Below are 24,553 nucleotides of genomic sequence, written 5' to 3'. Positions count from 1 at the left end.
ATGGCTTACTCAACACTCATCATAGAAAACGGCGTAGCACGCCTGACCTTAAACCGGCCCGAGGTGCATAACGCCTTTGACGACAGTTTGATCGCCGAGCTGAATGAACACCTCAACAAGTTGCATACCCTTGCTGAAGCTGGCGAAGTTCGCGCGGTAGTACTGGGTTCAGAAGGCAAAAGCTTCTCCGCGGGTGCCGACCTGAACTGGATGAAGCGCATGGTCGATTACGACCTGGAGGATAACCTCGCGGATTCCCGCAAGCTTGCCGCATTGATGCACGGACTCGATACGCTGCCCTGCCCCACGGTTTGCCGCGTTCAAGGGGCCGCCTTTGGCGGCGCGGTGGGGCTTGCCGCCTGCTGCGATGTGGTGATTGCCTCAGGAAAAGCCAAATTCTGCCTGTCGGAAGTCAAGATTGGTCTTTCACCCGCCGTCATCAGCCCTTACGTTCAGCGCGCCCTGGGTGAACGGCAGATGCGTCGCTATGCGCTAACCGCCGAGGTGATAGACGCGGAAATGGCGCTCGCTCTTGGTCTAGTCCATCTGGTAGTGGAGCACGATAAGTTAGACGACGAGGTGGACACCATGCTGGCAACGCTATTGGCCGGCTCGCCTCAAGCCCAGCGCGCAACCAAAGCGCTAATGGCCGAGGTGGCTCAAGCGCGCGACAGTGACGACACCCGCGAGCATACCTGCCAGGTAATCGCCAAGCTGCGCGTCAGCCAAGAGGGGCAAGAGGGTTTATCCAGCTTCTTTGAAAAGCGTCGCCCCGATTGGGCCGAACCTAACAAAACACCTAACGCTTCGGAGCGTCGCTCATGAGTCATTCGCCCACTAACGCAATAGACGAAAAAGCTGAAAACGCCGCTCGCACAACGCCTTTTGACACGCTTCTAGTCGCCAACCGCGGTGAAATCGCCTGCCGAGTAATGCGCACTGCACGCCGTATGGGGCTAAAAACCATCGCGGTCTACTCCGACGCCGATGCCAGCGCCCGCCATGTGCGTGAAGCCGACGAGGCCGTGCACTTAGGCCCTGCCGCCGCGCGGGAAAGCTATCTAAATATTGATGCCGTGATTGACGCCGCCAAGCGTACCGGCACCGGCGCTATTCACCCCGGTTATGGCTTTCTTTCCGAAAACGGTACCTTCGTCAAAGCACTTGAAGAAGCAGGCATTACCTTTGTCGGCCCGCCCGCCTCAGCGATTGCCGCCATGGGTGATAAATCTGCCGCCAAAGCGCGCATGGCCAATGCTGGCGTGCCGCTGGTGCCGGGCTACCACGGCGATGATCAAGGCGACTCGCTTCTACGTGCCGAGGCCGACAAGATCGGCTACCCGGTCATGCTGAAAGCCAGCGCCGGTGGCGGTGGTAAAGGCATGCGCGTGGTGGAAAGTGGTGATAGTTTTCAGGCCGCGCTAGACGGCTGTCGACGTGAGTCTAAAGCCGCCTTCGGCGATGACCGCATGCTGATCGAAAAGTACCTGGTGCAGCCACGCCATGTGGAAGTGCAGGTGTTCTGCGACCGTCACGGCAACGGCGTTTACCTGTTCGAGCGGGACTGCAGCGTCCAGCGCCGCCATCAAAAAGTCATCGAAGAAGCCCCCGCCCCCGGCATGACGGCGAAGCTGCGCCGCAACATGGGCGACGCTGCAGTGCGCGCCGCTCAGGAGATCGGCTATGTGGGCGCGGGCACTGTCGAGTTCTTACTTGATGCGGATGGTTCATTCTACTTTATGGAGATGAATACCCGTCTCCAGGTCGAGCACCCCGTCACCGAAATGATCACCGGCCGGGACTTGGTCGAGTGGCAGCTACGCGTGGCGATGGGCGAACCGCTCCCTTGTAGCCAGGACGAGCTAACCATTACCGGGCATAGCTTTGAGGCGCGCATTTACGCCGAAGATCCGGATCAGGATTTTCTGCCCGCTACCGGCTTGCTCAACCGTTTCGCGCTGGATTTAGACGGCGCAGGCCTGAGCGCTGACCAAGTACGCCTGGACAGCGGCGTAGAGAGCGGCGATGCGGTGTCAATGCACTACGACCCCATGCTCGCCAAACTCATCGTGCATGGTGCTGACCGCGATGCGGCACTGGCGAACCTAAACCGCGCACTGGCAGCGCTGGACGTACAGGGTGTCGTCACTAACCGCGCCTTCTTAATGCGCTTGGCGACTCACCCTGGCTTTAAAAATGTCGAACTGGATACGCGCTTTATTGAGCGTAACGAAGCCACCCTGTTCGCACCGCGCACCTATGGTATGGAGGCCTTCGCCAGCGCCGCGCTGATTGGCCTGAACCAACTCGCCCAGGAGTGCGAAAGTGACTCCCCCTGGGATCGCCACGATGGCTTCCGCCTGAATGCACCCCATACCATTCGCATTGCGCTGTGTGACCCATCAGATGTAAAGGCCGCTGACAGTGATGAAGCAGTCGTGATTGTCGAAGGTAAACGCAACGCTGGCGAGGCGCTGTGGAACCTGACTATCGGCAATGAGACCCTCACCGCGAGCCTACAGCCGCTGACCGGCGATGCGGTCGCCGTCACCCTGAACGGCCACCGCCGTCGGCTGCAGGCCCGCCGCGATGGTCATGTGGTGGTCATGGCTGATCCAAGCGGTGAAACGCGCCTGTTCTGGCGGCGCATCGATGCCATCGATCATGGCCACCACGAAGCAGAATCCACGCTAACAGCTCCCATGAATGGCACCGTGGTGGCGCTACTCGTGGAGCCCGGCGTGGCGGTTGAGAAAGGTATGCCGCTGATGGTGATGGAAGCGATGAAAATGGAGCACACCATGACCGCCCCCGCCGATGGCAGCGTGGAGACCTTCCACTTTCAGGCGGGTGACACGGTTAGCCAGGGCGCCGTTTTACTCGACTTTGCGGCCAACGAATAGGAGCAGCACTCTTATGCCATTGCCTACGTCTGTCAAGCTGTTCGAAATGGCCCCCCGGGACGGTCTGCAAAACGAGCCGGGGGCCATCGTGCCTACCGCGACTAAAATTGCTTTGATTGAGCGGCTTGCTCAAGCAGGTATCACGCATATTGAAGCGGCCAGTTTTGTATCGCCCAAGTGGGTGCCGCAAATGGGTGACGCCATCGAGGTGATGGCAGGCATAAAGCGCCAGCCCGGTGTGGTCTACTCCGCATTAACACCCAACCTGAAAGGGCTGGAAAACGCCCTAACGGTTGGTGTGGAAGAGGTAGCGGTCTTTGGTGCTGCTTCAGAATCCTTCTCGCAGAAAAATATCAACTGCTCTATTGCCGAGTCACTGACCCGTTTTGAGCCAGTGCTCGATCGTGCTCGCGATGCGGGCGTGCGTGTGCGCGGCTACGTCTCCTGCGTATTGGGCTGCCCCTACGAAGGCGAGATTGACCCCAGCAAAGTGGCCGAAGTAGCCAAGGCGCTTTATGAGATGGGCTGCTACGAGGTGTCACTCGGCGACACCATCGGCGTCGGCACACCGCTGGCCGCCAAGCGCATGATTGAATCCGTTCAGCAACAGGTGCCGATAGAGTTCCTGGCCGCCCACTTCCATGACACCTACGGCATGGCGCTGGCCAACCTGTATGCGGTGATGGAGGAAGGCGTCAGCGTGATTGATGCGGCGACAGCAGGTCTTGGCGGCTGCCCCTACGCCAAGGGCGCCTCCGGCAACGTAGCCACTGAAGACGTGCTCTACCTGCTTGAAGGGCTAGGCATTGAAACGGGTATCGACCTGCAGGCAGTGATCGATACCGGCTACTGGATCACCCAAGAACTAGGCCGCAAGCCCAGCTCCAAGGTGGCACTGGCAAAAGGCGCTAGCCGTTAAATGAGACGTTAATAATAAAAATTAAAAGTAGCGAATTATCCTCTGCCTTCCCGCTCGGACAAGAAAAAATATCGGAGAGATACACCATGGCATCACCTGCTCTTACCCTACCCAGCTACTCCAGCAGCATGGCTGACAAGCCCCTGCTGGGCATGACCATTGGCGACAAATTCGACCAGATCGCCACCCAGCATGCCGATAACGATGCGCTCATTGTGCTGCATCAGAATATCCACTGGAGCTATCGCCAGCTTCAGGAAGAGATTAACCGCTGTGCCCGCGCCCTGCTCTCCATTGGGGTTAACAAAGGCGACCGTGTGGCCATCTGGGCGCCCAACTGCAGCGAATGGACGTTAACTCAATTCGCCACCGCCAAAATTGGCGCCATTCTGGTCAACATTAACCCCTCCTACCGCACCCATGAATTGGAGTACGCGCTGAATCAGTCCGGTGCCCGTTTTCTGGTCACTGCCAACAGCTTCAAAAGCTCCGACTACAGCGCCATGCTGTTTGAGCTGGCCCCGGAACTCAACACCTGCGCTGTAGGGGAGCTCAAGTCGCAAAAGCTGCCTGATCTTGAGTGCATCATTAATTTAAGTAACGAGCAACTCAGCGGCATGTGGCGCTGGTCTGACCTAATGCAAGAAGCCAGCAAGGTTAGCCAAACCGATGTTGACGACCTACAGGCTACGCTGCAGTTCGACGACGCGATCAATATCCAGTACACCTCCGGCACTACCGGCTTTCCCAAAGGCGCAACGCTCTCCCACCACAATATTCTCAACAACGGCTTTTTTGTGGCGGAGAGCATGGGGTTTACCAGTGAAGACCGCCTGGTGATTCCAGTCCCTCTTTACCACTGCTTTGGTATGGTAATGGGCAACCTGGGCTGCATGACCCACGGCGCTACCATGATCTACCCGGACGAGGGCTTTGACCCTGGCAAAGTACTCAAGGCGGTACACGAGCAGAAAGCCACCGCGCTGTATGGCGTGCCGACCATGTTTATTGCCGAACTGGATCACCCTGATTTCCCTGGCACCGACCTTTCATCGCTACGCACCGGCATTATGGCGGGCTCGATCTGCCCGGCTGAGATCATGAAGCAGGTCATCAACAAAATGAACATGAAGGGCGTGCAGATCGCCTACGGCATGACGGAAACCAGCCCAGTCTCCACTCAAACTGGCGCCAACGACAGCATTGAAAAACGCGTATCCACCGTGGGCCGCACCCAGCCTCACTTAGAGAACAAAATTGTCGACCCCGGCAACGGCGGCATTCTGCCCCGAGGTGAAATCGGCGAGCTGTGTACCCGCGGTTATAGCGTGATGCTCAAGTACTGGAACAACGATAAAGCCACCGCCGAAGCCATCGATGAAGCGGGTTGGATGCACACCGGTGACCTCGCCACCATGGATGAGGAGGGCTACATCCAGATCGTGGGCCGTATTAAAGATATGGTGATTCGCGGCGGTGAGAACGTCTATCCCAAAGAGATCGAAGAGTTTTTATACGCCCACCCGGCGATTTCTGAGGTGCAGGTCACCGGTGTGCCAGATAAGAAGTATGGTGAAGAGCTGATTGCCTGGGTGAAACTCAACAGCACCGCGGGCGAAGTAACCGGCGAAGAGCTGCGCGAGTACTGCAAGGGCAAAATCACCCACTTCAAAATCCCGCGCTACTTCAAGTTCGTGGACGAGTTCCCAATGACCGTCACCGGCAAAATCCAGAAATTCAAGATGCGCGAAATTTCCATCCAAGAGCTGGGCTTGGATCAAGAGTCGTAAGCGATGACGTCTTCCAATCCGTTAGCGGATCACTATCAGCGCGCCCTGCGCGCTGATGAGGTGCTGGCACAAATAGATGCTCACTACCCCGATGGCCCCACGCTACATCAACTGGCCCCCTTGGATCAGTTGCATATAGGCGGCGTGGCGGCATCGGCCCGTTTACTTGAACGACTAGACCCTACAACGCATGTGAACGTATTGGATGTCGGCGCTGGGCTGGGCGGCTTGATGCGCCAGGGCGCGGCGTTGGGCTTTCAAATGACCGGGCTGGATATTACCCATGGCTTCAGCGTGCTAAACAGAGCGCTGTGCTCGCGAGTTAACCAACCTGACGCACCACCACTTGCCTGGGTAACCGGTGACGCGGGCGCCCTGCCGTTTGCCGATAACAGCTTTGATGCCGTGCTGTTTCAACATAGTCTGTTAAACATGCCCGACGCTACCAGGGTAATCGCACAGAGCCGCCGAGTTCTGCGCCCTGGTGGGCAGTTAGTTATGCATGAAGTGGTCAGCGGCCCCAACGTGGCACACCTTCGCTACCCGGTGCCGTGGGCAGGTGCTTCCGAGCACTCCCATTTACTTACCCTGGCTGAGCTAACTCAACTGTTGGAAAACGGCGGCTTTCAACTAGAACACGTGGACGATTGGAGTGAAATGGCCTTGGCGTGGCGCCAGCGCCAACGGCAAAAAGAGCAGACGCCAAGACAAGCCGTGCTGTCACCCCAGTGGGTATTTGGCGAACGCTTTCTGACAATGGGTAAAAATTTAGTCGATAATCTGGCTCAAGGCGCAATTAAAGTGGTGGAAATCCAAGCCAGTTGCTAACCTGAAGAGCAATAGCTTTTTCCTCCCTACCCGTCGGTATTCGGCAATATTTGGGTATGTAACGATAGGTGTACGAGAAATGCCAATTAAACGCTTGGCAAGCACCCTGCTCTGCTGCTCTGTTCCCTGGTTTAGCAGCTACGCCGACGACGCCCCGCCGGTCATGGCGTATACCGCTCCTAATAGCGAACTTATGCAGCTGGATAACGGCGTCATCTTAGAAGGTAGCGACCTTCAAAGCCTTGATAATTATACCAGCGGTTTTCGGGTCACCGCAGGCTTCAGCCCCTGGCGGCTCCCGCAACTCGATATCGGCGCTGAAATTGCCTACCGGGAAAGCGAAGAGATCTCCACTTCCTCCGGTGTTAACCCCCTTATTATGGATACACTCAGTTTGGGAGGCGCCATTGTTGCCGGAGTTCGCATGGGTGCTTTCAGCATCTATGCGAAGTCCGGCATCACAGAATGGCGTGGCGAAAGTGACCTGGAAGGCGCCGATGAAAGCGGTACAGCATTGCTGCAAGGCTTCGGCGCCACGATGACGATTAACCGACTCGTCAGTCGCCTGGAGTATGAGCGCATTGACGCACCCACCCTAAACCACCTCAATATGCTAAGCGCCTCCTTACATCTGCCGTTTTAATCTCACTCGCGGTTTTGGTTTGGCGGTGTCCAGATCGGCACATCTTCCCGCTGCGGCTCTGGCCAATCCTGCTGCATGGCACTATTCAACGACTCTTCCAGCTTCATAAATAGTTCACCGTAGCGGGGGCTGAAGCTGATGCCCTCTTCGATCTCTTTCCAGGCGTCAAACAGCTCATTCTCGTGGGCATCTTCGTTCTGCACAAAAGCCCAGGTCATCTGCTTGGCACGCATGGGGTGCACGCCCATGGCCGTCAGCGCGTGACCACCCAGCTCCAGCGCTGAGTGGTAGGTTTCACTGATAACATCGTCGGCACCTGCGTCACGTAGCTGATAGCCATGACCACGGTCGAAGGCACGGGCCAGCACCCACACTTGGGGGTAAGCATGCTTAACGTGCTTAACCATCTGCACGGCACGCTCACGGTCATCTAAGGCAATAACCAACAATCGGGCATGCTCAATCCCTGCGGTCTCAAGCAAACCGGAGCGGCTGGCGTCACCAAAGTAGCTTTTGATGTTAATTCTGCGCAGGTTCTCGATCTGCTCTATCTCATGATCCAAAGCCACAATGGGAATATTGTTGGCACGCAACAAGCGGCAGATGATTTGTCCAAATCGCCCTACGCCCGCCACGATCACCGGTGCCTGTTCTTCGATTGCATCCGCCTCCCGGTCGTCATTTTTGGCTGTTTGGTATCGTGGAAGTACTAAGCGGTCGTAGGCAATAAACAGCAGCGGGGTTAAGAACATCGATAGCGCCACTACTAACGAAAGCACCTGGGAGATATCGGTAGGAATCACGCTGTTTTGTACGCTGTAGGTCAGCAGCACAAAGCCAAACTCACCGGCTTGGGCAAGGCTTAAAGTGAATAGCCAGCCGTTGCTGCCATGCACGCGGAATAGCAGCGCCAAGCCCAGCAGAATCACACCTTTAACAACGATAACCGTCACGCCTAGCAATAGCACCGTGCCCCACTCCGCTGCTAACACCGAGAAATTGATCCCCGCCCCTACGGTAATAAAGAACAGCCCCAGCAGCAGCCCCTTGAAGGGCTCAATATTGGCTTCCAGCTCGTGCTTAAATTCACTGTTGGCGAGCACCACCCCCGCCAGGAAAGCGCCCAGGGCGGGGGATAAATTGACCACACTCATCAGGGCGGCGATGCCAATCACCAACATCAACGCCGTAGCGGTAAATACTTCACGCAGGCCAGAGCCAATCACATAGCGAAACAGCAGCGGCATTAAGTAGTAGCCCCCGGCAATCACACTGGCGATAGCAGCCACCACCACAAGGGCGTGCGCCCAGCCGGGCAAGTGGGCGACCAGGCTTAAGCTGGCGTGGCCATCATCACCGCCCGCCCCCATCAATTCAGGTAGCGCCAGCAGCGGGATCAGCGCCAACATGGGGATTACTGCAATATCCTGAAACAGCAGCACCGAAAAAGCGCTTCGCCCACCCTCGGTTTTGGCCAGCCCCTTCTCATTGAGTGTTTGCAGCACAATCGCCGTAGAAGAGAGCGCAAAAATCAGCCCCACTGCCAGCGCCGTTTGCCAAACGAGCCCCAGCCACCAACCAATAGTGCTACCTGCCGCTGCGGTTAGCACGACCTGAAGCCCGCCCAGGCCAATCAGCCGAACCCGCATGGCCCATAGCCCCTTGGGATCTAACTCCATCCCCACCAAAAATAGCATCATCACCACGCCAAACTCGGCAAAGTGCTGAATGGTGGTGGTCTCCTGCCCCACCAGCCCCAGAATCGGGCCAATCACGACCCCAGCAACCAGATACCCCAGCACAGACCCCAGACCAAAACGCTTGGCTAGCGGTACCGCGATCACCGCGGCGACAAGGTAAATAAAGGCTTGAATAAAATAGCCGGTCATCGTGACTCCTCAAAATTTAACGCTCTGCTTGACTTCCCTGAGCAATCAGGTAGCGTACTAGTACACTAGTACATTACAGATTACCTGGTGGCACACATGACAACAGACGAACACTACCAGGCTGAGCTAATCCGCCATTTGCTCGCTATTGACTCACCTGAAGCAATGGACGCAGCGCTGGCGAGCCTGCTAACGCCTGCAGAGTACCAAGAAATCAGTAAACGCCTACAGATTTTTAAACTGCTGCGCGAAGGCGTGCCCCACCGCAAAATTGCCGAAGCCCTGGGCGTGGGTATTGCGACCGTGTCACGCGGATCACGCGCGCTGACGATGTTAGCCTCTTCACGGAATGATCACTTATGAGCACCACCGATACGCCCGCTACGGCAGGCCCACAGCCTTTCACCCTGCCCCGTAAACCGCACTACGTGACGCTGGCGGCAGACTGCGACTTCTTTGCCCTGTTCCAGAAAATCGAGCGGCGCTTCGATACCTGCTACATGCTGGAGTCGCTGGGTGAAGATAGCCACATGGCACGCCACTCGATCATCGGCTTCGACCCTGAGTATACGCTTTACGCCAACGGCAACACGCTGACCATCCAAGAGCGTGACGGCAAAGCCAACCACTACCCAAGCGACAACCCTTACGAGCTACTGCGCAGCCTGATTCCGCAGGATATTATTTCCCGCAAGTACGCTGGCGGGCTAAGCGGCTATCTTGGCTATGACGCCATGCAGTACTTCGAGCCATCGCTTGCGTTAAAAGCCAGCGATGATTTCAACACCTTCCGCTTTGGGCTCTACAAAGATGGCCTGATCCTCGACAAGATGACCGGGGAAGTCACCTACTTCTACTACGACAACAGCCGCTACGACTTTTTGCAGACGCTGATCAATGCAGACGACGAGCCAGCAGGCCCGCTGCAAATCACCGCGCTGGGCGACACCATGAGCCAGGCAGAGCACGCCGAGGCGGTGGCCAAGGTGAAGCAGGATATTATTGACGGTAAGGTGTTCCAGTGTGAAGTCGGCTTTAAAAAGCGCTTTAGCATTAAAGGCGATACCTTGGCGCTCTACGACCAGCTACGCACCATTAACCCCTCACCGCAGATGTACTACGTCAAATTTGGTGAACAGAAGCTGATTGGCGCGAGCCCCGAGCTGCTATTCCGGCTACGCCAAGGCGAGATGGAGACGTTTCCGCTGGCAGGCACTACCCTACGCGGCAAAACGCCCCATGAGGATACCCAGTTGGCCCGTGCGCTGCTCAACGATCCGAAAGAGATCGCCGAACACAACATGATCGTCGACCTGCACCGCAACGATATTGGCCGGGTGGCACAATTTGGCACGGTGAAAGTGCGCAGCTTGATGGATATCAAACGTTTTAGTCACGTGCAGCATATCTCCAGCGAGATCGTCGGCATTATCGCCGAAGGCGAAGATATGTTTACCGCACTGGCCAGCAACTTCCCGGCAGGCACTCTCACCGGCGCGCCCAAGATCGAAGCGATGAAGATTATCGACGACCTGGAAACCGACGGGCGCGGCCCTTACGGCGGCGCGGTGGGCCAGTTCTCGTTTAACGGCGACTGTACCTTTGCCATTCCCATTCGTACGGTATTCGTCAACGGCGAGCGCGCTTACGTGCAAACCTGCGGCGGCAACGTGTATGACAGCAACGCCGAAGATGAGTACGAAGAGATCCGCCGCAAGTTTGCCGGCACCCGCAAGGCCTTGACCCCCTTTATGAGCACGGAAACGGAGAGCCCCGCATGAAGGTGCTGATCATCGACAACTACGACTCCTTCACCTATAACCTCTACCAGTTCATAGGCGAGATTCTGACCACGGAGAAGAATCGCGGCGGGCTAGCCAGCTTTGAAATACTCGTTAAGCGTAATAATCAGATCGATTTTAACGCCATCGAAGCCATGGCCCCGGATCGTATTATCATCTCCCCCGGCCCCGGCTCGCCGGATGACCCGCGCTACTTTGGCGTGTGCGCAGAAGTAATAGAGAAACTGGGCAAAACCACGCCGCTGCTGGGGGTTTGCCTGGGCATGCAGGGTATTGTGCACGTGTTTGGCGGCAAGGTAGTGAAGGCGCCGCTGCCGATGCATGGCAAGATCAGCCCCATCAACCACAATAATGCCTCGGTATTTAATGGCGTACCCAATCAGCTTGAAGTGATGCGCTACCACTCGCTGATTGCCGACGCGCCTACCCTACCCGACTGCCTGGAAGTGACGGCCACCGTGGGTGCTCTGGAAGCCGATAACTTTGAGCAGCGCAGCCGCTGGCAGGCAGTGGGCGAATTTGAATTAATGGGCGTGAAGCATCGGGAGTACCCGATACATGGCATCCAGTTTCATCCAGAGTCTTTCGCCACCGAAGGCGGCAAAGAGCTGATTGCTAACTTTCTTTTCGCGCCCAACGCTCAAGCTCGGGCGTAAAGAGGAAGCGTAGGGGGGCTAAACGGGTGGTTAAATGAGATTCAATGAAACCATTAGCCACCCAGCACAGGCCAAATTCAGCCCAACCGTCAGCCAGAAAGTAACCTGAAAAGCGGTTTTGCGGTTTTTATGCCGCAGCCGCTGCTGGGCCATTAGCGCGCCCGGCCAGCCACCCAACACTCCGAGCAGATGTAATGACTTCTCACTCACCCGACGGCGGTGTTTAATCGCCGCTTTTTTATCGATGGCGTAGGTAATGTAAGCGAGCATGCTGACCACAACGTAATAAACGACGATTGGAATCACAGTGAAGACTCTTGCAGGAGAAGGTGCTGCAGACTACTTACGCCGCTGGGAAGGTTTACCGCCCGCCGCTGGCTTACCGCGGCCTTTACCCACTGGCTTACCTTTAGCATTGGGCTTGCCTTTCACACCGGGCTTGCTTTTAACACTGGGCTTGCCAGGCGCTTTGCCCTTGGGGGGCATTTTACCGGTACTGCCTTTCGGGCCGGTACTGACTTTTCCGCTGGCGGCTTTTTTACCCTTGGGAAGAGGTTTAGCCCCGGCGGCTTTTGTGCCAGCAGCCTTGGCGTCTGCTTTGGCCGATTTCTGACGTCCTTTGGCAGCTGGCTGCTTTACTCTGCCAGCGCTGTAGTTGGGTCTTTCAGGTTTCGCTTTGCTTCTCTTCTCTGGAGCTGCCTCTGAGCTTTCAGTCAGGGCGATAATAGTCTCGATCTCTTTCGGCGTAAGGTCGCGCCAATCACCCAGTGCCAAGCCTTTAAGAGGCACATTCATAATCCGCGTGCGAATCAGTTGGGTAACCTCATAGCCGAAGTATTCGCACATACGACGTATTTGGCGATTGAGCCCCTGCACCAAGGTAATCGTGAATACAAAGGTAGACTCTTTTTGTACCTTGCAGCGCTTGGTCACCTTGCCCAGAATCGGCACGCCACGCTGCATGCCGTCGATAAAGTCGTCGGTAATCGGCTTGTTCACCGTCACCTGATACTCTTTTTCGTGGTTGTTATTGGCGCGCAGAATCTTATTAACCAAGTCACCGTTATTGGTCAAAAAAATCAGCCCCTGGGAGTCTTTGTCGAGCCGCCCAATGGGGAAAATACGCGTGCCGTGTTTAACAAACTCAACGATATTATCCTTCTCGCTGGACTCGGTGGTACTGACAATGCCCACCGGTTTGTTCAGCGCGATAAGAACGAGATCCTCCTCCTCCTGAGGCTCGATCTCCTGACCATTGACCTTCACCAAGTCTCCCGCCACCACCTGATCGCCAGTGGTCGCACGGCGACCGTTAATCCACACGTTGCCCTGCTCCACAAAGCGGTCGGCTTCACGGCGGGAGCACATACCGCTCTCGCTAATGTACTTATTGATCCGGGTAGATTTTCGAAACGACATAAACCGCCACGTGGCTAATGGGTAATAAGCAAACAGTTAAAAAGAGGAGCCGGGCTCCTTTAAGAAAGCCAGCTCCTCGTCGGTAGAGGCCCGCCCCAACAGTGCGTTGCGGTGCGGGTAACGCCCAAAGCGATCAATAATCGCTTTGTGGCGCACTTCAAAGTCGTAGTTATTCTCTAACCCCGGCTGGTCAAACAGCTGCATTGCCAGCTCATGAATGGCCACGGATTCGCTATGCATATAGGGCATATACAGAAAAGCACGCTGCTCGCTGGTTAGCTCTAGGTCTAATCCAGCGGCGACTGCCTCTTGAGCGAGCGCCAGTGCTAAGGCATCGGTGGCAAAAGCGCGTGCGTCATCGCGGTAGATATTGCGCGAGAACTGATCCAGCACAATGATCTCAGCGAGCCGCCCTTCGGCTGTTTGCCGCCATGGGTAACACTCACACTGCGCGGCTTGGGCATGCATGGCGCCAAACCGCTCCGCGATCATCCGATCTATCTCAAGGTCTTTTTTAAACCACTGAGCAGGCGTCAACTCCTCAAACCAGAAATCGAGTACCGCTTGAGCCTCTATGGACATTGACGCCTCCTACTTTAAAAAATGTAAAAAATATCGACGTTGCCTAATCCGGATTGCTTAGCCCGTGTTACGCAGACCCGCCGCAATCCCCGCCATCGTCACCATCAGGGCACGGGAAAGATCGGCGCTAATCGCCCCATCGGCATCGCGGTTCCGCTGCAACAGCTCCGCCTGCAGGCCGTGGAGCGGATCGATATAGGGATTACGTACATCGATTGCCTGGCGAATCAGCGGTGTATTCTCCAGCAGTTTCTCCTGCTGCAAGATATCCAGCACGGCCTCTTCCAAACACCCAAAGCGTTCACGTAGCTGTTTACCCAATGCCTTCAGCGAGGGTTCGTCGACCAAGCGGTGTTCGTAGTACGCCGCAATTGCCACATCAGCTTTGGCCAGCAGCATCTCAAGCATGTCCAGATAGGTGCCGAAGAACGGCCACTCGTTGCGCATCTCCTGCAATACATCGCGCCCACCGGGCTGCTCCAAGCGCCGCGAGAAGGCTTCGCCGCTGCCCAGCCACGCCGGTAGCATTAAGCGAATCTGCGTCCAGGCGAATATCCATGGAATCGCGCGTAGCGTCTCGACACCGCCATCCTGGCGCCGCTTGGTGGGCCGCGAACCCAGTGGCAGCCTGCCCAAGGCCCCCTCAGGCGTGACCGCCCGGAAATAGGGGACAAAATCGGGGTCTTCGCGCACCACGCCTACGTAGGCGGTATGCGCTACTTTGGCGAGCTGATCCATCTCCTCGCGCCAGTGGGGTTCCGGGGCACGCGGTGGCAGTAGCGTGGCTTCCAGCACCGCACAGGCGTAGATCTCCATGGAGCGTAGGGCAATATCCGGCTGGCCAAACTTAAAGCGAATCATCTCGCCCTGTTCGGTTACCCGCAGGCTGCCATTTACCGAGCCTGGAGGCTGAGAGAGAATCGCCGCATGAGCCGGGCCGCCGCCACGGCCAACGGTGCCACCTCGGCCGTGGAATAGGGTCAAGTCGACACCATGACGTTCACACACATTGACGAGGGACTCCTGAGCACGATACTGCGCCCAGGCAGCAGCCAGCTGACCGGCATCTTTTGCTGAGTCCGAGTAGCCAATCATGACCTCCTGACGGTCATCAATCAGCGAACGATAGCCCGGTATCGCCAGCAGTTGATCCACCACATCGCCGGCGTGATCCAGGTCGTTGAGGGTTTCAAATAGCGGTGCGATAGGCAGCGTTACCTGCCCCCCGACCTCTTTCATTAGCAGCGCCACGGTGAGCACATCTGAAGGCTCAGCGGCCATGGAGATAATGTAAGTCCCCAACGCCTCTGAATGCTCCTGGGCGATGACTTTGAAGGTATCCAGCACTTCTCGGGACTCGGCGGAGCACTCCCAGCGGCGCGGAATCAGCGGACGTCGTGAAGTTAGTTCCTCAAGCAGAAACTCCTGACGTTTGGCTTCGTCCCACTCCTGGTAATGACCCAGGCCAAGGGCGCTAGTCAGTTCCTCAATGACCTGGGCATGGCGACTGGCTTCTTGGCGCAGGTCAAGCTTGGTTAGTGTGACGCCAAAAACGGCTACCCGACGCAGGGTATCCAGCAGCGCGCCGTTAGCGATGGTGTCCAGCCCCACATCGCATAGCGAACGGTAGCAGGCGAGCAGCGGTGAGTAGAGCTGGTCGCGGGTTTCGATAATCGGCCCGCCGTCGTAGTTACGCCCCTCCAACTCTGCCTTAGCCCAATCCCGGGTGGACTCCATGCGTGTTAGCAGGCGTTTGAGCACTTCACGGTAGGGCTCGGCTACATCCCCCGCCTCGGCTTTGAGCGCACTATTCGCCTTCCACATGGAGAGCTCGGTTTTAAGCTGTTCGAGATCGCGTAAATAAAGATCGGCGGCCATCCAGCGACCTAACAGAAGCACCTCGCGAGTCACTTTAGCCGTTACGTTGGGATTGCCATCGCGGTCGCCGCCCATCCAGGAGGCGTAGCGAATGGGTGCGGCATCCAGCGGCAGGCGCTCACCGGCGGTTTCCAGCAGCAGGTTATCCAAATCCCGGTGGAAGTCAGGCACGGCCTGCCACAGCGAGTTTTCAATCACCGCAAAGCCCCACTTTGCCTCGTCCACCGGGGTGGGCCGCTCGTGGCGAATCTCATCGGTGTGCCACGCCTGGCTAATCAGTTCTTCCAGGCGGCCCTGGGCGCGGGTGCCTCGCTCAGGGTAGTCATCGGAGCTCTCAATAGCGGTTAGGCACTCATCAATGGCGTCATATTTTTGGATCAAGGTACGGCGGATAACTTCCGTGGGGTGAGCGGTGAGCACCAACTCTACGCGCATATTGGCGAGGGCCTCGACCAATTGACGCGGAGAGCTGCCCGCCTGCTGAGCACGCTCAAGCAGTTCACCCAACACCGGCTGGGAGCCGGGCTTATAGTCCTCAACCCGACGAAAGCGCGCCCGGTAGTGCTGCTCGGCAATGTTGGCGAGGTTTAAAAACTGGTTGAACGCCCGGGTGACCGGCAGCAGATCCCGCTCGGGCAGCTCACGCAGGTACTCAATTAATTCGCGCTGCTGCAGCGAGTCGCCCTGGCGCCCGCGCTTGGCGTGGGCGCGAATGGTTTCAATTTTATCGACAAATGCCTGGCCCAAATCGTCGGCAATGGTGCGCCCCAGGCTATCGCCCAGAATACGCACGTTATCACGCAGGGATTCGTGTAGGTCGTGACTCATTGGCATGGCCTCCTTGCAGGGGTCGCGTAATTATTAAATCAGGAATGGGTAGATTGTTTTTCTTCTGACTGAAGTTCTTGTGCTTTGGCTGCCTGCCAGTGGGCTTCCATCTCGTCTAGGGAAGCCTCTAGTAATGGCCGCTGGGCAGCGTTAAGCTCGCGCTCTACATAACGAAAACGGCGTTCAAACTTGGCATTGGTCGCGCGCAGGCACTGCTCCGGGTCGGCATTAAGCGTGCGGGCAAGATTGGTGACGGCAAATAGCAGATCACCGACTTCTTCCTGAGCGTGCTGCTGGTCTCCGGCAGCAAGCGCCTCTTCGACCTCGGCCAACTCTTCACGAATTTTGTCAATCACGCCGCGCGCATCGGGCCAATCAAAGCCCACCCGTGCGGCGCGTTTAGAGAGCTTGGCTGCACGGCTAAGCGCAGGCAGCGTGCGCGGTACATCGTCAAGCACAGAGGGCGCCTCAACGGCCCTTTCCGCACGCTCCTCGGCTTTAAGCGCCTCCCAGCGGCTGTTGACCTGCTGGGTTTGCACCTCCTCGGCACTCACACCCGGTGGGCGTCGCGAGGCCAGCGTGCCCTGCGGAAATACGTGAGGATGGCGGCGCAGCATCTTGGCAGTTAGCGTATCGACGATATCGGCAAAGTCGAAGCGCTGCTCTTCCGCACCGAACTGAGCGTAATAAACCACTTGAAAGAGCAGATCGCCCAGTTCGCCCGGTAGCTCATCAAAAGCGCGCCGCTCAATGGCATCGGCCACTTCATAGGCTTCTTCCAGAGTGTGGGGCACAATGCTGTCCCAATCCTGCTGGAGATCCCAGGGGCAGCCCTGTTCATGGTCACGCAGTACCTGCATCAAGGTCAGCAGGTCATCCATACCATGGCGCATTATGCTCCTCCCTTACGCACTTGTTGCTCTGGGTCGGCATTGCGCAAACGACGCACTTCGGTAACGTTAGGCAACTGCTGAATACGCGAGAACAAGCGACCCAGGGACTCAAGACCATCGACCTCCAGAGTAATGCGCAGGCGAGCAATGCCTTCATCGGTATCGGTGAGCGTGTTCACGGCAAGTACGTTGACTTTTTCATTGCCCAGCAGGCCCGTGACATCGCGCAGCAGCCCGGAGCGATCCCAGGCCTGAATCTCGATGGTCACCGGGTAGCGGGTCTGGGCGCGTTCGCCCCACTCTACTTCAATAATGCGCTGGGGTTCGTCCAGGCGCAATTGCAGGATATTACTGCAGTCCTGACGATGAATAGTCACCCCACGCCCCTGGGTAATAAAACCGATAATCGGCTCGCCGGGCACCGGACGGCAGCAGTTGGCCATACTGGTTTTAAGGTTACCAACGCCCAGCACCGTGATATCACTTGTGGTCGCTTTGCTGGATTGGCGCTTAGGCTTGGCAAGCAGGCGGTCGAGCTGCTCCTGGTCGTCGGTTTCACCAAACAGCTGTTGGGCCTGGTGCAGCACTTGGCCAATACGCAGATCACCGGCGCCGAGCGCGGCGTACATATCGTCGGCATTCTGGTAGTTGACGGCTTTGGCCAGTTTGGGAAGATCAAGCCCCTCGACGTCCAGGCGGCGCATTTCTCGGTCAAACAGCACGCGCCCCTCATCCAGGTTTTGATCCCGCGCCTGATGTTTAAACCACGCCTGAATTTTGGCCCGTGCCCGGGAAGTACGCACATAGCCCAGGGTGGGGTTTAACCAGTCGCGGCTTGGTCCACCTTTGGTGGCGGTAAGAATTTCTATCTGCTGGCCGGTTTTCAACTTATAGGTGAGCGGCACAATGCGCCCATTTATTTTGGCGCCCCGGCAGCGATGGCCAATTTCGGTATGCACCCGGTAGGCGAAATCGATCGGTGTAGCAATCCGTGGCAAATCAATGACGTGGCCGTCAGGGGTAAAGACATAGATACGGTCAGGCGCCACATCGCTGGAGAGCCCTTCGCGGAGATCGCCAAAGCCGCCCACTTCGTCCTGCCACTCCAATACCTGGCGCAGCCAAGCGATTTTCTCTTCGTAACTCCGGCTTTTGGCGTTGGTATCGTGCCCTTTGTAGCGCCAGTGGGCGCAAACACCCAGCTCCGCCTCGTCGTGCATGGCGAAGGTACGAATCTGGATTTCGAGCACCTTGTTCTCTGGCCCCATCACGGCGGTGTGCAGCGACTGATAACCGTTCTTTTTGGGGTTGGCGATGTAGTCGTCAAACTCGTTGGGCACATGGTGCCAGCGCGAGTGAATAATCCCCAGCACGGTGTAGCAGTCAGCGACTTCTGGCACCAGAATACGCACTGCGCGCACGTCATGAACTTGCGAAAAATCTATCCGCTTACGCTTCATTTTGCGCCAGATCGAGTAGATATGCTTGGCACGCCCATCCACATCGTAGCGGTGGATGTGCTGCGCTTCCATCAAGCTCTTGATGGTTTCGACCACATCGTGAATATAGCGGTCGCGGTCGAGGCGCTTCTCCGCCAGCAGTTTGGCAATCGCCTTGTAGTCATCTTCATGCAAGTAACGAAACGAGAGGTCTTCCAGCTCCCATTTAAGTTGCCCAACACCCAGCCGATGAGCTAACGGCGCGTAAATATCGGCAACTTCCCGGGCAACCTGTAAGCATTTCTCCAGTGGCGCATCTTTTACTTGGCGCAGCGCACAGGTACGTTCGGCAATTTTGATGAGCGCTACGCGTACATCACTGACCATATTGACCAGCATCTTGCGCAGGTTTTCCTGCTGATTGTGTTGGCCCATGCCATGGTCAGGCGCCAGCGGGTAGCTGATCGCGGCCATCTGCAAGACACCATCAATCAGGCTGGCCACTTCTTCGCCAAAACGCTTTGACACCGCTTCAAGACTCAGCAGCCCTTCACGCACTGAGCGATAGAGAACGGCGGCCTCAAGTGTCGCTTGATCCAGCTTTAATTCGCCAAGAATATCGGCCATTTCCAGACCCATGCGAAAGCTAGAGCCTGGCGACAGCCATACACGATGGGTACGCGGCGCCTCAAGCTCTAACTGCTCAGCGAGTTCACAGGCCTCGACTAAACGCTCAGGCTCACGTAGGCGCACATCCTCTTGAAGGCGCGTTAACCATTGTTGTATGTCCACCTTTCCGCTTGCGGTTAGCGGCTGGTCTTCACGCACTTTCACCATGACAATCACTCATTCCTTTCAGGGCGACGATCTCTACGTGACCGCCACCGTGGCTTGATGCGATGGGGAAACGTCTACTCCCCGTACTCGAACAGCATCAGCGTTTCCATATGCGCAGTGTGAAGGAACATATCCGCCACTGCTACTTGCTTGACTCGGTAACCCGCATGCACAAGATGTGCCGCATCCCGGGCAAGCGTCGCCGGATCACAAGAAATATAGACCACCCTGGGCACCGGGTGGCGCGCCAGCGCCTTGCAAATGACTTCAGCGCCGCTACGCGGCGGGTCGAGTACCAATGCATCGCTACCGCCATGCTCAGTTAATAGCGCATTTACGCTGGAAGCGCTGTTCAAATCAGCCTGCTGTCCGCTAACCATCAGTTGGTTACGCTTGGCATTAATGGCTATGCGCGCCACCATGGCAGGGTTACCCTCTACCGCATGCACCTCAGCGCCCGCTGCCGCTATGGGCAGGCTAAAATTCCCGATACCGGCAAAAAGGTCGAGTAGTTTTTGCCCTGACTTGGGCGCAAGCCACTGAATGACCTGGGCGACCATTTGTTGGTTCACCTGAGCGTTGACCTGTAAAAAATCCCCTGGTGCAAAACTTAAGCTAAGCGGCGCTTGACCTTCTACGGTTAGCAACTCTTCAAGCGTCGGCGCTGCACCATGCCAGTGCAGTGCAGGCGTTTCACGCCCCAACCAGGTGCCCAGCGCCACTCCTTGCTGCTGCGCAAAGGCTTGCCAGCGTTTAGCGTCCCCGGCGTGCTCTTTTAACTGACGCACTAATACGACCTGTTCCGTCGCCGTGGCCATTAATTCAATGTGGCCTACCTGCCGCGGCGCCTCTAGCGTGCCCAACAGTTCACGCAGGGGTAGTAGCAGCTGTTGTAAGGGATCCACAAGCACCGGGCAGCGTTCAATATCGACTAACCGGTGGCTGTGAGCCGCCCGAAAGCCGAGCCGCGTATCACCCTGACCATCCACTTTGACGCCCAGCCGCGCACGGCGTCGATAGCCTTGGTCGCTGCCTTGCAACAAGCCAATATCTGTTAGCGTGATTCCTTGGCGCGAAAATAGATCGCGCACTACTTCGCGCTTATGGTCGCGCTGGTCATCAATCCCCAGGTGCTGTAGATCACAGCCACCGCAGTGACCGAAATGTGGGCAAGGAGGTGCAACGCGTCGCTCGGAAGTGCTCAGCAGCGATTTGATATGCGCTTCGTCAAAACGTTTGCGGGTCAGATGAATCGCCACTTCGACCTGCTCACCGGGCAGTGCCTGATCGACAAATACGGTTTTCCCGTTGGCAGCGTGGGCAACCCCGCGCCCATCATGGGCCAAACGCTCAATGACCAGCGGCGACGCATCCTCTATAGCAGTATGCGGAGCCTTACCGCCCGGCGAACGCGCCAGCCCAGAGTGCCCTGATGCGGGCCTGGGCGGCCGCCGTTTTCCCAGCATGGCCATGGTTATACTCCTGGGGCAAATAGGCCAGTAGAGAGATAGCGATCACCACGGTCGCAGACGATAAACACAATCACCGCATTTTCGGTTTGCTCAGCGATACGTAGTGCCCCTGCCAGGCTTCCGCCTGATGAAACCCCAGCCAGAATGCCCTCTTCACGGGCGAGACGCCGCATATGCTCCTCGGCCTCTTGCTGACCAATATCCAGGGTGACATCCACCCGCGGCGCCTCAAAAATAGCGGGCAGGTACGCTTCTGGCCAGCGACGAATACCGGGAATACTGGCGCCATCGGCGGGCTGTAAGCCAACAATCTGAATAGCCGGATTTTGCTCTTTCAAATAGCGCGACACCCCCATAATGGTGCCCGTCGTCCCCATGGAGCTAACGAAGTGGGTCACCTCGCCCCCGGTTTGCTGCCACACTTCAGGCCCAGTGGTACGGTAGTGGGCCAGGGGATTATCCGGGTTAGCGAACTGGTTAAGCGGTTTGCCTTCGCCTCTAGCGATCATGCCATCAGCAATGTCCCTCGCCTCTTCCATGCCCCCAGCTTTGCTGGCAGAGATTAATTTAGCCCCAAAAGCGGCCATCGCCTGCTTTCGCTCCTCCGAGGCGTTTTCCGGCATCACCAGCACCATCTGATACCCCTTGATCGCCGCCGCCATGGCGAGCGCGATACCGGTATTGCCTGACGTTGCCTCAATTAGCGTATCGCCGGGAGTAATATCCCCCCGGGCTTCTGCTTCATGAATCATGGAAAGCGCAGGGCGGTCTTTGACCGAGCCGGCAGGGTTATTGCCTTCGAGCTTGGCCAACAAGGTATTGTTACGCCCAGCGCTAATGCGCTTCAGGCGCACTAGAGGCGTGTTGCCAACCACATCTTCTAGCGTGGGATAGCCCTTGAGATCGTTCATGAATATTCCTTATCGTCACCGTTATGCTGCATTATATCGGTGCTGCCTTGGGCTGGACAGGCAACCTCATTGAATCAACGAGTTCTTTTCATGTCTTTGAACACCCGTCTTCTATTCGCCTTACTCGGTTTTCCTTTACTGGTATACGCCATGATGGCCGTACTACTGGTCATACAGAGTGAGACGCAAGCGCGTACAGCACAGCAAACGCACTTGGAAAATGCCGCCGAGTTGTTAGCTCCAAGTCTTGCTGATGCGGTCGTAAAGGGTGATACCCAACGCCTGGAGACGCTTGCGCGCCAGCTCCACAATATGCAGGGACTTCGCACGGTTGCGTTATTAAATCAACAAGGCAGCCTTATTTTACAGTTGGGTCAAGCCACCCCTTCGCTACTCAACGCCCCCGCTGATCACCAACTGATCATGGAAGAGGACGTTTGGCGGCTGCGTTTGCCGCTAGAGGCTCCTCAGCTTAGTACAAGCCAGACCAGCACCCGACAAGCCAACCCAGCAAGCGACAGTAGCGTTGGCTGGCTAGATATCGAAATGGACACGCGAGCGCTCACGCTAGTGCGCTATAAGTTGATCGCCAGCCTCAGTCTAGGTGGCATGTTGCTAGGCCTACTGCTGTTTTTAGTCGCTTTTGCCATCAGTCGCTATGCCACTCGCCCTATCGAAGAAGCCAACCGGGCGCTTTATCGACTATCCCGCGGTGACTACCGACTGGGCTTGGCCCCCTCTAATGCGACAGAGCTTCACCAACTGAGCGGTCATATTAACGCCCTGGCAGAGCACTTTCAGCAGGCCCAGCGAAATATGCAAACGCAAATCGAGCAGGCCACCAGCGAGCTGCAAGAGTCGATGGAAACCATTGAAGAGCAGAATATCAAGCTCGATTTGGCTCACCGCAGCGCACTACGTGCTAACGCCGTGAAGTCTGAATTTTTAGCCAATATGAGCCATGAGATCCGTACACCGCTGAACGGTATTATCGGCTTCTGTCGGTTACTGGGGCGCTCATCGCTGGATACACGTCAGCAGGAGTGGCTGCAGCACGTACACCGCGCTTGCGACAATCTGCTAATGCTGGTTAACGACGTACTCGACTTTTCCAAGCTTGAAGCGAACCGCCTCACTCTGGAAGAGACGGATATCGATATTGTTGCACTGGTTGACGAAGTGGTGGGGCTGCATGCTCCTGAAGCCCAACGCAAGCAGCTACACCTGGTGGCCATGGTATATGACGACGTACCTACACCGCTCTCCGGTGACCCGCTACGTATACACCAGGTACTGAATAACTTAATTGGCAATGCACTCAAATTCACCCATGAAGGCGAAGTGATCGTGCGCGTCATGCTGGATAACCTTGAAGGCCAGCATGTGGTACTCAATCTCAGCGTCAGTGACACAGGAATTGGCCTAAGCGAGGCCCACAAGGAAGCGCTGTTTAGCGCTTTTTCCCAAGCAGAACCCAGCCACTCAAGGCAATTTGGCGGCAGTGGCCTGGGCCTTACTATCTGCCGACAATTAATTGAGCGCATGGGCGGCGAGATTGAGGTGGAAAGTGAGCTGGGTAAAGGCACGACTTTCTCTTTTACGCTCCCCATGCTTGCGCATCAGGCTATCGAGCGGCCACCAGAAGTTCACTTGGACAACCCGACCATTCGTTTATATGAAACGCATGCGCCCACCCGTCATGTGCTCGAACATCTACTGCAGCGCTGGGAGGCACACCCCGTCGCCTTTGATGCCTCTGAGCCAGCGAAATTGATGATCTTGGGGTTGGAACATAGCGACTTTAGCTCTGAATGGCACTCCCACTGGCAAACTGTGATCGACCAAACGCCCTACCCCACACTGATTTTAGCCAATGGCAACAGTTTTGACCTACCACCACTCCACTTAACCCATGGTGGAGAGGTTCTCTACAAACCCTTTTCCCGCGCTCAGTTGGTGGCGTCACTAAAGCAATTGTTATTACCTGCACTGACGGCGCATAAAGATGGCCAGGAGCTACTCGCGCTACCAGCAGCCCCCCAGCCACTCAAATTACTGATTGTCGATGATAATGCGCCGAACCGAGAGTTGCTCAAAAGCATGCTTGAAGATCCGACCCTGGATGTCATTACGGTAGAAAGCGGTCACCAGGCGCTAGAGTTCGCACGCACCAGTAACGTTGATATGGTGTTAATGGATATTCGTATGCCGGGAATGGATGGCGTGCAGACTACCCAGGCGCTGCGTCGGCTTAGCAGCACCTGGGCCCGCTGCCCTATTATTGCCGTTACCGCCCACGTGCTCAGTAGTGAACGCCAGCAGTGGCTAGCGGAAGGCCTTGATGACGTGCTAATAAAACCGATTGATGAGGCCCAGTTGGATCAGTTACTCAATCGCTTTTTGGGGGTTACCCGCCGGCTGACGGCCGGCAGCACAGCGGCGTCCTCTTCACAGCGCGACAGCAACGCCGCCAATACGCAGCGCTTTAGCACGCCCCCCGCCACCCTGCCCGTTATTGATCTTGAGATTGGTGCACGCCTAGCGGGGGGTAAAGAGTACTTGGCACGGGAGCAGCTAAAACGTTTGATCGACAGTCTGGATGAGAGTGAACAGCATATGCGCGCGGCGTTTACCCAGCACAATCTTCCCACTCTGCTCGACTGGGTACATGGACTTAATGGCGCCAGCCGCTACTGCGGCGCGCCTGAGCTGGCTTTACTGGTAGAAACCCTGGAAACCCGACTGCGCACCAGCGGCTTAGACCATGTTGAAGGGCTATTGGAAGAGCTTTACCGGGCAATGGGACGGCTACGTGCACAGCGCCCGCTACTGCTAAGGCACTAAGCAAAACTCAACGTTAGCCT

General features: G+C 56.7%; 19 protein-coding genes. 10 read left to right on the top strand and 9 right to left on the bottom strand.

Annotation, left to right across the window (positions count from 1 at the left end; all coding sequences use genetic code 11):
* The 6 genes from ACFIOZ_RS09015 (at position 1) to ACFIOZ_RS08990 (ending at position 7,083) form a co-directional block, all read left to right on the top strand.
* Positions 1–825, top strand: coding sequence for an enoyl-CoA hydratase/isomerase family protein (locus ACFIOZ_RS09015; RefSeq protein ID WP_386083327.1), 825 nt, complete (start codon positions 1–3; stop codon positions 823–825).
* Positions 822–2,903, top strand: a complete 2,082-nt coding sequence (locus tag ACFIOZ_RS09010) for an acetyl/propionyl/methylcrotonyl-CoA carboxylase subunit alpha (RefSeq protein WP_386083325.1) — start codon at positions 822–824, stop codon at positions 2,901–2,903. Before ACFIOZ_RS09015 ends, ACFIOZ_RS09010 begins: the two co-directional genes overlap by 4 nt.
* Before the next feature lie 13 nt (positions 2,904–2,916).
* Entirely contained in the window at positions 2,917–3,822 is a 906-nt protein-coding gene (locus tag ACFIOZ_RS09005; RefSeq protein ID WP_386083323.1) for a hydroxymethylglutaryl-CoA lyase, read from the top strand.
* Between the two features lie 86 nt (positions 3,823–3,908).
* Positions 3,909–5,612 carry an AMP-binding protein gene (locus tag ACFIOZ_RS09000; protein WP_386083322.1) on the top strand — a complete coding sequence of 568 codons (1,704 nt, stop codon included), beginning with the start codon at positions 3,909–3,911 and terminating at the stop codon, positions 5,610–5,612.
* A gap of 3 nt (positions 5,613–5,615) precedes the next feature.
* Complete coding sequence (locus ACFIOZ_RS08995; protein WP_386083321.1) at positions 5,616–6,440, top strand: class I SAM-dependent methyltransferase; 825 nt, start codon at positions 5,616–5,618, stop codon at positions 6,438–6,440.
* A gap of 79 nt (positions 6,441–6,519) precedes the next feature.
* Complete coding sequence (locus tag ACFIOZ_RS08990) at positions 6,520–7,083, top strand: hypothetical protein (RefSeq protein WP_386083320.1); 564 nt, start codon at positions 6,520–6,522, stop codon at positions 7,081–7,083.
* A gap of 2 nt (positions 7,084–7,085) precedes the next feature.
* On the opposite strand, the gene ACFIOZ_RS08985 is transcribed toward ACFIOZ_RS08990, so the two are convergent.
* Entirely contained in the window at positions 7,086–8,972 is a 1,887-nt protein-coding gene (locus ACFIOZ_RS08985; RefSeq protein ID WP_386083319.1) for a monovalent cation:proton antiporter-2 (CPA2) family protein, read from the bottom strand.
* Between the two features lie 96 nt (positions 8,973–9,068).
* Here ACFIOZ_RS08985 and ACFIOZ_RS08980 point away from each other — a divergent pair, with 96 nt between their 5' ends.
* Genes ACFIOZ_RS08980 through ACFIOZ_RS08970 form a run of 3 tightly spaced genes read left to right on the top strand, consistent with a single transcriptional unit; the run spans position 9,069 to position 11,430 of the window.
* A complete protein-coding gene (locus tag ACFIOZ_RS08980) occupies positions 9,069–9,335 on the top strand; it encodes a Trp family transcriptional regulator (protein ID WP_386083318.1) in 267 nt (88 codons plus the stop codon).
* Positions 9,332–10,753: an anthranilate synthase component I family protein gene (locus ACFIOZ_RS08975; protein ID WP_386083317.1), complete on the top strand. Its 1,422-nt coding sequence runs from the start codon at positions 9,332–9,334 to the stop codon at positions 10,751–10,753. Before ACFIOZ_RS08980 ends, ACFIOZ_RS08975 begins: the two co-directional genes overlap by 4 nt.
* The gene (locus ACFIOZ_RS08970; RefSeq protein ID WP_386083316.1) at positions 10,750–11,430 is read left to right on the top strand and encodes an anthranilate synthase component II; all 681 of its coding nucleotides are present in this window, start codon (positions 10,750–10,752) and stop codon (positions 11,428–11,430) included. The genes ACFIOZ_RS08975 and ACFIOZ_RS08970 overlap by 4 nt, the downstream gene beginning before the upstream one ends.
* A 30-nt stretch (positions 11,431–11,460) precedes the next feature.
* Here ACFIOZ_RS08970 and ACFIOZ_RS08965 read toward each other — a convergent pair whose 3' ends face one another.
* The 8 genes from ACFIOZ_RS08965 to cysM all read right to left on the bottom strand — a co-directional run bounded on the left by ACFIOZ_RS08965 (position 11,461) and on the right by cysM (position 21,689).
* Positions 11,461–11,736, bottom strand: coding sequence for a DUF1294 domain-containing protein (locus tag ACFIOZ_RS08965; RefSeq protein WP_386083314.1), 276 nt, complete (start codon positions 11,734–11,736; stop codon positions 11,461–11,463).
* A gap of 33 nt (positions 11,737–11,769) precedes the next feature.
* Positions 11,770–12,849, bottom strand: coding sequence for a 23S rRNA pseudouridine(2604) synthase RluF (gene rluF / locus ACFIOZ_RS08960; RefSeq protein WP_386083313.1), 1,080 nt, complete (start codon positions 12,847–12,849; stop codon positions 11,770–11,772).
* 36 nt (positions 12,850–12,885) lie between these two features.
* On the bottom strand, positions 12,886–13,431 hold the full coding sequence (locus tag ACFIOZ_RS08955) for a DUF924 family protein (RefSeq protein WP_386083312.1): 546 nt from the start codon (positions 13,429–13,431) through the stop codon (positions 12,886–12,888).
* Positions 13,432–13,488: 57 nt separating this feature from the next.
* Positions 13,489–16,137: a phosphoenolpyruvate carboxylase gene (gene ppc, locus ACFIOZ_RS08950; RefSeq protein WP_386083311.1), complete on the bottom strand. Its 2,649-nt coding sequence runs from the start codon at positions 16,135–16,137 to the stop codon at positions 13,489–13,491.
* A gap of 38 nt (positions 16,138–16,175) precedes the next feature.
* The gene (gene mazG, locus ACFIOZ_RS08945) at positions 16,176–17,030 is read right to left on the bottom strand and encodes a nucleoside triphosphate pyrophosphohydrolase (protein WP_386083310.1); all 855 of its coding nucleotides are present in this window, start codon (positions 17,028–17,030) and stop codon (positions 16,176–16,178) included.
* Positions 17,030–19,306 (bottom strand): GTP diphosphokinase, encoded by a 2,277-nt coding sequence (relA, locus tag ACFIOZ_RS08940; RefSeq protein WP_386083309.1) that lies wholly within the window; start codon positions 19,304–19,306, stop codon positions 17,030–17,032. Before relA ends, mazG begins: the two co-directional genes overlap by 1 nt.
* Positions 19,307–19,380: 74 nt before the next feature.
* Entirely contained in the window at positions 19,381–20,778 is a 1,398-nt protein-coding gene (locus ACFIOZ_RS08935; RefSeq protein WP_386083308.1) for a TRAM domain-containing protein, read from the bottom strand.
* 2 nt (positions 20,779–20,780) lie between these two features.
* Positions 20,781–21,689: a cysteine synthase CysM gene (gene cysM, locus ACFIOZ_RS08930; protein ID WP_386083307.1), complete on the bottom strand. Its 909-nt coding sequence runs from the start codon at positions 21,687–21,689 to the stop codon at positions 20,781–20,783.
* Between the two features lie 90 nt (positions 21,690–21,779).
* Between cysM and ACFIOZ_RS08925 the strand changes: the two genes are divergently transcribed.
* Complete coding sequence (locus ACFIOZ_RS08925; protein WP_386083306.1) at positions 21,780–24,533, top strand: ATP-binding protein; 2,754 nt, start codon at positions 21,780–21,782, stop codon at positions 24,531–24,533.
* Positions 24,534–24,553 lie beyond the last annotated feature (20 nt).

Origin of the sequence: Vreelandella sp. F11, assembly GCF_042466685.1 — a bacterium.
In the GTDB taxonomy this organism is placed as follows: domain Bacteria; phylum Pseudomonadota; class Gammaproteobacteria; order Pseudomonadales; family Halomonadaceae; genus Vreelandella.
Note: the sequence above shows the minus strand (reverse complement) of the source record. Positions and strands in the feature narration are given on the sequence as shown.

Bases quoted from the DNA above. Each gene is read 5' to 3' on its own strand.
- ACFIOZ_RS09015 (WP_386083327.1), top strand. From the start codon at position 1: ATGGCTTACTCAACACTCATCATAGAAAACGGCGTAGCACGCCTGACC.
- ACFIOZ_RS08925 (WP_386083306.1), top strand. From the start codon at position 21,780: ATGTCTTTGAACACCCGTCTTCTATTCGCCTTACTCGGTTTTCCTTTA.
- ACFIOZ_RS09005 (WP_386083323.1), top strand. From the start codon at position 2,917: ATGCCATTGCCTACGTCTGTCAAGCTGTTCGAAATGGCCCCCCGGGAC.
- ACFIOZ_RS08955 (WP_386083312.1), bottom strand. From the start codon at position 13,431: ATGTCCATAGAGGCTCAAGCGGTACTCGATTTCTGGTTTGAGGAGTTG.
- ppc (WP_386083311.1), bottom strand. From the start codon at position 16,137: ATGAGTCACGACCTACACGAATCCCTGCGTGATAACGTGCGTATTCTG.
- ACFIOZ_RS08990 (WP_386083320.1), top strand. From the start codon at position 6,520: ATGCCAATTAAACGCTTGGCAAGCACCCTGCTCTGCTGCTCTGTTCCC.
- ACFIOZ_RS09000 (WP_386083322.1), top strand. From the start codon at position 3,909: ATGGCATCACCTGCTCTTACCCTACCCAGCTACTCCAGCAGCATGGCT.
- ACFIOZ_RS08970 (WP_386083316.1), top strand. From the start codon at position 10,750: ATGAAGGTGCTGATCATCGACAACTACGACTCCTTCACCTATAACCTC.
- ACFIOZ_RS08995 (WP_386083321.1), top strand. From the start codon at position 5,616: ATGACGTCTTCCAATCCGTTAGCGGATCACTATCAGCGCGCCCTGCGC.
- cysM (WP_386083307.1), bottom strand. From the start codon at position 21,689: ATGAACGATCTCAAGGGCTATCCCACGCTAGAAGATGTGGTTGGCAAC.
- mazG (WP_386083310.1), bottom strand. From the start codon at position 17,030: ATGCGCCATGGTATGGATGACCTGCTGACCTTGATGCAGGTACTGCGT.
- ACFIOZ_RS08935 (WP_386083308.1), bottom strand. From the start codon at position 20,778: ATGGCCATGCTGGGAAAACGGCGGCCGCCCAGGCCCGCATCAGGGCAC.
- relA (WP_386083309.1), bottom strand. From the start codon at position 19,306: ATGGTGAAAGTGCGTGAAGACCAGCCGCTAACCGCAAGCGGAAAGGTG.
- ACFIOZ_RS08985 (WP_386083319.1), bottom strand. From the start codon at position 8,972: ATGACCGGCTATTTTATTCAAGCCTTTATTTACCTTGTCGCCGCGGTG.
- ACFIOZ_RS09010 (WP_386083325.1), top strand. From the start codon at position 822: ATGAGTCATTCGCCCACTAACGCAATAGACGAAAAAGCTGAAAACGCC.
- ACFIOZ_RS08975 (WP_386083317.1), top strand. From the start codon at position 9,332: ATGAGCACCACCGATACGCCCGCTACGGCAGGCCCACAGCCTTTCACC.
- ACFIOZ_RS08980 (WP_386083318.1), top strand. From the start codon at position 9,069: ATGACAACAGACGAACACTACCAGGCTGAGCTAATCCGCCATTTGCTC.
- rluF (WP_386083313.1), bottom strand. From the start codon at position 12,849: ATGTCGTTTCGAAAATCTACCCGGATCAATAAGTACATTAGCGAGAGC.